Here is a 6,517-nt window from a genome sequence, read left to right as displayed (position 1 = left end):
TATCAATCAGTGCTAATGTTCTCTTTATTATTTTAAAACTAAACAGCAGGGGCTGATTTTAGTGATTTGAGAAGCTGGGATAGCTCTCGAGCATAATTCTGGCAATCTTTTTTTGCTTTATCGTCAAAAGTGCCCACAGCTACCGGTCCATAGTGGCTTCCCTCAACTACCCCTTTTATCACCATCCCGTGAATTAAAAGAGCAGATAAAATTGACCAGATGGTGGTTTCATTACCTCCTGCTCGGTTGGCGGAAGAAGAAAAAGCTCCTCCTATTTTGCCGTTTAAGTCACCGTGAAGTTTAATACTCTCATCTAAGATTTCTTTGATTTCTGCCGCCATTGTTCCATAATAGGTGGGAGAGCCGATGACTATCAAATCATATTTGGTTAAGTCATCTATCTGGAATTGAGAAACATCAACCAGGTCGGTAGAGACTCCCTCTTCGCTGAGGGTATCAGCAATAGCTTGAGCCATTTTTTCTGTGGTTCCAGTACGAGTATAATAAAGCACTAAAGCTTGAGACATATGCCTTCCTCCTTCTATAAATAGTCAAACATGCTTTTCAGGGAAATTTCCCCTTCAACTTCTTTCATAACTTTTTCTCTACCCGGGAACAGAACGAAGAAGTTTTCTCCGGGATAGTTTTCATCGTCAATTCTTATATTTACTCCTAAAGCTGGTTTTTCACATTTTAATATCAGGTTTTTGCCCGCTCTCTCATAGCTTATTTTAGGATCCGGGGGGCGGTGAAGCCTTAGGTCGGCAAATATTTCGTGGTTCTCAATAATTGTTTCCCCGTTTTGTCTTAAGCTGAGGTAGGCTACTGTATGTTCTAATATGGCAGGATCAACTTCTAATTGACCGACTGAAATCACTGAATCTTCGGGAACCTTAAGATTGCGATAGGTTTCCCTTTTATACAAATTGCCATCAAGTTCCCACAATTCAACCTCTAAATCTACTTCTTTGTAACTTCCGTCATTTATTATGGAAATAGATATTTGTTCCTCTTTGTTTTTAGCGATGGGAAGCAAGCTATTGTAAAATCTTTTGGTGTAAAAATATAGAGCTTTGGGTCTTTTAAAATAGTCTATGGACGACCAGCTGAAAACTGGCCAGGAGTCATTTAATTGCCAGTAAAGTGTCCCGGCTGTTCTGTATTTTCTGTTTCTCCAGTGTTCTACCCCTGTTTTAATAGCTTCTGCCTGATTTAATTGGGTGAGATAGACAATAGAATTGAAGTTGTGCACCAGGCCGTAGTGGTTATTTATGAATTTTAGCAATCTCTCGGGTCCTTCTACTTGTTTATTGTGGTTCAGCATAACCGGTGAGAACATGTTTTTGTCTTTCTCTGAAGCAAAAAAGTCTATGGTTTTAGGATCCGGTGCAGCCTGGAAGCCGAATTCGCTCGCAAATTTAGAGGTATCCCGGCAGTAGTGCTTATAATCCTGCCAGCCTGACCAGACTTCCCATATATGTCTATCTCCGGCCCGGTCTGAATTGGCTCTTTCCCCTCCGTAAGGGCTGGAAGGCCAGTATAGTCTTGAGGGATCTTCCTGGGAACAAATAAGAGGGAAGTCTTCTAAATACAGTCTGTTACCTAAGTTTTTTCCATCTACTTTTATTTTATAATCCCATTCTTCAAATCCCCAATTGTTTTCGTTATTTCCACACCACAGGACAATGCTGGGGTGGCTTCTGAGTTTTATGACATTGTGTCTTGCTTCTTCGTTGGCTATCTTTCTGAACCAATCTATATGGTCGGGGTATTCGGCACAGGAGAACATGAAATCTTGCCAGACTAAAATACCCAGCTCATCACAATAATCATAGAAAGCAGGGTCTTCGTATAAGCCACCACCCCAGATTCGCAGCGTATTCATATGAGCATCTTTAGCCATCTGAAGTAAATTTTTGTAGTCTTCCCTGGTTAACCAGCTCAAGATGTTTTCTCCTGGTATCCAGTTAGCACCTTTAGCGAATAGTTTTTTGCCGTTTATCTCAAAAATGAAACTCTCACCTTCACCGTCATTTTCTCTTATTACCTTTGCCGTTCTAAACCCCACTCTCTTTTCCTCGGCATATATTTCTTCTCCGTTTTTGAGCAATTTGAATTCCGCGGAATAAAGATAGCTTTCTCCTAAACCATTGGGATACCACAACTTTATATCTTTTATCTGTTTTTTCCCCTCAAATTTAAATTTTTCAATATCACGCGTTACTGGAAAGCTATCTATTTTCTGGCCATCTAAGATAATCTCTACCTGGTAAGTGTCAAGCTCATCCTCTATAGAATCAACATAGCCAGAAAAAACCACAGTTCCGTCTAAATCTTCAAGATATGCTGTGGAGCCATAAATCCGGGCGTCAGGATAACACTCCAGGTAAACGTTCCTGTATATACCGCTCGTGGCAATTCTTGCTCCCCAGTCCCATCCGTAGGAATATTGAGCTTTCCTTATATACACTCGAGCTGTTTCTTCGGTGGCATGCAGTTTCCCATAATTTTTTTCTAAAGTTTTTGGTATTTCTATAGGAGATTCTGTTTTAATCTTTAGAAAATTTTCTCCCTCCCTTAAATATTCTTTTATGGAAAATCTATATTCGATGAACATATTTTCGGTCTTCCCTGCAAATTCTCCGTTCACATATACCTGAGAAAGAGTATCTACACCTTCTAACACCAGATCGTAGTGGGACTTCGGGTCTAATTTGTCTATATAGAAAGTTCTCTCATAAATCCAGGATTTTTCCTCTAATCGTCTAAACAGCTTCTCATTTGTTCCCACATAAGGATGAGGCATTAAATTCAAATTTACGAGGTCTCCTTGCACTGTACCTGGAACATTACCTTCAAAATCGAATTCCTTTTCCACATCGTAAACTCTCCATTTTCCGTTTAAAGAGATTTTCAAGAAACTCTCCTCCCCTGTGTCTGTGTTATAAATAAATTATAAGTTGTAAATTATTTCAGGAATTGGTTTCAGTAGTTAAAAATATTGTCTTAAAATCCCTGATTTATTGTACCATATCATTCGATATTACTCAGGGGAGAAATTATGACAGTTCTACGTCAATAAGTGTGAAGTTAAGGTGGACCCCATTGTCAAGACAGAAAAGAGACTTTTAAGGTGTATTATTTCCTCCTGTTTGTTATTTATAGTTTTACCTAAGTAAATGTCAGATTAAGAACCAGAAATACCGTAATTGCGGTTCCCGAATAGCAGTACTCAGTATGGTTTTCCGTCTCTTCCTCAGTGCTCAAGATGGATGGAGAAGGTTAGATGGAGTTCCCCGTCCAGGGAGGTGATGCAAGGAGTAAAATTTGTTGATGGAATTCGAGAAGAGGAGGACGCTTCTCTCGGATCATACACAAAATTTGGCAGTAACTCTAAATTGCCTTGACTTTGTTATTAAACATCTCAAGGATAGTGCCCCTCGAGTGAAATGGGAAGCTTGCAAGAATAATAGGTAATGTCGCCCAAAGATTTCCAGACAAGGTTCAAGAAGCTGTCCTAGGACTTTTAGAGAATACAAATGATAAAAGTACGGTTATAAGATGGAGTGCCGCTTTTGCCCTGACTGAAACAGCTAAAGGTAGCACAAAAGCGCAAAAAGAACTTATTCCAGAATTTAAGAAGATACTGGAAAGAGAGGACAATAACGGTGTGAGCAATATATACTATAAAATATTTAAAAATTTAACAGAAGAGGTATATTATGGAAAAGATTGATTTAAAGAAAGAACTTAAACACCTGTATAACCCGCCAAAAGAGATTGCACTCGTTGATGTTCCCGAGATGAATTTTTTAATGATTGATGGAACAGGGGACCCAAACACATCACAGGACTACAAAGATGCGATAGAATCTTTGTATGCTGTATCCTACACTCTAAAGTTTATGGTCAAAAAAGAAAAGGTGGTAGATTATGTCGTTATGCCGCTTGAAGGTCTCTGGTGGACAGAGCCAATGAGCCAATTTACTATGGAAAATAAAGACATGTGGCAGTGGACGGCAATGATTATGCAACCGGAATATGTAACAGAAGAACTTTTTAATAGAGCCGTAGAGCAGGTACAAATCAAGAAAAATTTACCCTCTCTTTCGAAAATAAAGTTCAAAAGCCTGTACGAGGGATTATCTACCCAATTAATGTATATTGGTCCATATTCTGCTGAGGGTCCAACCATTGAGAAACTCCATAACTTTATTGAAGAAAATGGCTATGAATTAAGAGGAAAACACCACGAGATATATTTAAGCGACCCTCGCAGGTCAGCACCAGAGAAACTGAAAACGGTAATAAGGCAGCCCGTTATGAGTGCAGGACTATGATAGATGATGTTAGAGGTATAATTGAAAGAGGAATACATTCTTTGCATGATGTTCTTCCTGAAATAAGAAATCTTGCTTCGCATCCAGTAAAATTACAAAATTCCATTGCTAACTTGCAGAAAAAAGTTTATGATAATTGTTATCCCCGTCTTTTGGAAGATAGAACTGATCTCCAGGTATATTCGGGAGCTACTAAGATATAAAGCCCTGAAATAATGAGATATGTTCACATTAGCATAAGGATTTTATGAGGATAAAAATCTTCTGAATTAACTTTTACGGGGAGTTGAAGAATAATTGAACTGAAAGAGTGGGTAATAAACATTGCCTGTACCATTAAAACCGGGCAAAGAGTAAAATTGTCACTTGTGAGCAAGTTAAATGTGATGCTATTCGTGTATTCATAAAGCCGGATTTTCTGAGGCGCTCAGGTTTTTGGTTATCAGGAATTTTCATCTGGAAAGGAGAGAAAGAATGAATTGTGCGTTAATGGTTATTGATCTTCAGAAGGCATTTTATAAGGGTTGTACTAAAGAATTTATGGATTCTGCCAGTGAATATATAAACGCAGTACTTCCGTTTTTCAGGCAGAGCAATAGTCCTGTAATTTGGGTTCAGCACAAGAATGAGAAAGAGGGTCTCAAACCCGGGGCAAAAGACTTTGAACTTATTGATAAACTAAAACCCGAGCGTGGAGAACCCGTAATCTACAAAGAATATGAAAATAGCTTTAACAAGACAGATTGTCATAAGATTCTAAAAGAGAGTAAAACAGACCTGGTTGTTTTGACCGGGTATTGTGCAGAGCATTGTGTGCTTTCGACATATCGCGGAGCAGAAGATCTGGATCTCCTTCCTGTAATTTTGAAGGATGGGATAGCCAGTGGCAAAGAAGAAAACAAAGAGTTCATTGAAAAGATAAGTAATGTAATAAGTTGCGAAATATTGAAGAGACTATTATCAGAGAAGAAATAACTTTTGAAGAAAAGACACCTTGCTAAACAAGGGCTTGAAATCAAAGAAGAAACCAGAAGATTCTCAGACAGGATTTAAGCATAGACAGGTCAGGAAAGAAGATTTTTAGGAAAAAATCATACCAGAAAAGAAGTTTCAATCTTGACTGAGGTAAATGAAAAAAATAAAGAGTCTGTTTCGTTAACAGGATTTTAGAACAACCTTTACAGTTTAGAAACTCTTTCAGTAGAAGAGGTGTAGAAAATATATGAAAAGAGAAAAAGGAATAGCATACTGTGGCCTTGTTTGTGCTATTTGTAGCAAGAATGGAAATTGTACAGGATGTCGTAATGAAGGGTGTGAAGATAAAGGCTGGTGCAAAAACTTTCAATGCTGTAAAGACAAAGAGATTGATGGTTGTTGGGAATGCAGTGAATTCCCCTGTAGCGGGACTATGCTGGATAACCTCCGTATAAGAACATTTGTGAAGTTTATCAAAGAGAACGGCATAGAAGCATTACTAAATTGTCTTGAGAGAAATGAGAAAAAAGGAATTGTGTACCATTATCCAGGCGAATTAATTGGGGATTACGATATACCACAGACAGAAGATGGGATTCTTGATATAATTCTAAGTGGAGAAAGCTCTGAGAATAAGTGAGTCCACCCCGGTCCAGTAGATGTGTTACAATTGAAATGGGAGGCGGTCCTGCTGGTGTTTATGCTCGATTTGCACTTAATTGTTGGATTATTTTAAGGAAAAACACAACAAATAATTACTAGTACTTTACTTAATAGTATATGCGGCTAACTGAACCAATAGGCTTGCTTAAATTTTTACTTTGCAAGAATTCTTTTATGTTGAAAACGTTGTACGAAATTGTCTCAGACTAAAAAGGTGAAATCATGACTTCTGAAAAAACCCATGTGTTTAAAACAGAAGAAATAGTTGTAAAAAGTATAATTACAAAAAGCAATCTTCCTGCTGCTAGCTATGTAGTAAACCCCTATATAGGTTGCCAACATGGATGTATTTACTGTTATTCTGAATTTATGAAGAGATTTACGAATCACCACGAGCCATGGGGAACGTTTGTTGATGTAAAAATTAATGCTGTGAATATAATTAAACCGATGAAATATAAAGATAAACGATTACTGTTTAGTTCAGTTACAGATGCCTACCAGCCCATCGAAAGCAAATATGAGCTCACACGAAAGTT

At 38.0% G+C, this 6,517-nt stretch carries 6 protein-coding genes and 1 pseudogene; 5 read left to right on the top strand and 2 right to left on the bottom strand.

Annotated elements, in window-relative coordinates:
• Window positions 1-38 precede the first annotated feature (38 nt).
• Both GXZ17_RS04460 and GXZ17_RS04455 read right to left on the bottom strand, forming a co-directional pair.
• The gene (locus GXZ17_RS04460) at window positions 39-527 is read right to left on the bottom strand and encodes a flavodoxin family protein (protein ID WP_409376084.1); all 489 of its coding nucleotides are present in this window, start codon (window positions 525-527) and stop codon (window positions 39-41) included.
• A 14-nt stretch (window positions 528-541) separates the two neighbouring features.
• Complete coding sequence (locus tag GXZ17_RS04455) at window positions 542-2,917, bottom strand: beta-mannosidase (RefSeq protein ID WP_409376083.1); 2,376 nt, start codon at window positions 2,915-2,917, stop codon at window positions 542-544.
• 805 nt (window positions 2,918-3,722) lie between these two features.
• On the opposite strand from GXZ17_RS04455, the gene GXZ17_RS04450 reads away from it, so the two are divergent.
• The 5 genes and pseudogenes from GXZ17_RS04450 to GXZ17_RS04430 all read left to right on the top strand — a co-directional run.
• Window positions 3,723-4,340, top strand: coding sequence for a GyrI-like domain-containing protein (locus GXZ17_RS04450; protein WP_409376082.1), 618 nt, complete (start codon window positions 3,723-3,725; stop codon window positions 4,338-4,340).
• Window positions 4,337-4,543, top strand: coding sequence for a hypothetical protein (locus GXZ17_RS04445; protein ID WP_409376081.1), 207 nt, complete (start codon window positions 4,337-4,339; stop codon window positions 4,541-4,543). The genes GXZ17_RS04450 and GXZ17_RS04445 overlap by 4 nt, the downstream gene beginning before the upstream one ends.
• 271 nt (window positions 4,544-4,814) lie before the next feature.
• The gene (locus tag GXZ17_RS04440; protein ID WP_409376080.1) at window positions 4,815-5,315 is read left to right on the top strand and encodes an isochorismatase family protein; all 501 of its coding nucleotides are present in this window, start codon (window positions 4,815-4,817) and stop codon (window positions 5,313-5,315) included.
• Between the two features lie 247 nt (window positions 5,316-5,562).
• A complete protein-coding gene (locus GXZ17_RS04435; protein WP_409376079.1) occupies window positions 5,563-5,955 on the top strand; it encodes a DUF3795 domain-containing protein in 393 nt (130 codons plus the stop codon).
• A gap of 245 nt (window positions 5,956-6,200) precedes the next feature.
• A pseudogene (locus tag GXZ17_RS04430) lies at window positions 6,201-6,517 on the top strand (hypothetical protein); the annotation flags it as partial.

Origin of the sequence: Candidatus Sordicultor fermentans, from assembly GCF_012728195.1 — a bacterium.
Classification (GTDB): Bacteria; Atribacterota; Atribacteria; order Atribacterales; family Caldatribacteriaceae; genus Sordicultor; species Sordicultor fermentans.
Note: the sequence above shows the minus strand (reverse complement) of the source record. Positions and strands in the feature narration are given on the sequence as shown.

Bases quoted from the DNA above. Each gene is read 5' to 3' on its own strand.
- GXZ17_RS04460 (WP_409376084.1), bottom strand. From the start codon at position 527: ATGTCTCAAGCTTTAGTGCTTTATTATACTCGTACTGGAACCACAGAA.
- GXZ17_RS04450 (WP_409376082.1), top strand. From the start codon at position 3,723: ATGGAAAAGATTGATTTAAAGAAAGAACTTAAACACCTGTATAACCCG.
- GXZ17_RS04435 (WP_409376079.1), top strand. From the start codon at position 5,563: ATGAAAAGAGAAAAAGGAATAGCATACTGTGGCCTTGTTTGTGCTATT.
- GXZ17_RS04440 (WP_409376080.1), top strand. From the start codon at position 4,815: ATGAATTGTGCGTTAATGGTTATTGATCTTCAGAAGGCATTTTATAAG.
- GXZ17_RS04445 (WP_409376081.1), top strand. From the start codon at position 4,337: ATGATAGATGATGTTAGAGGTATAATTGAAAGAGGAATACATTCTTTG.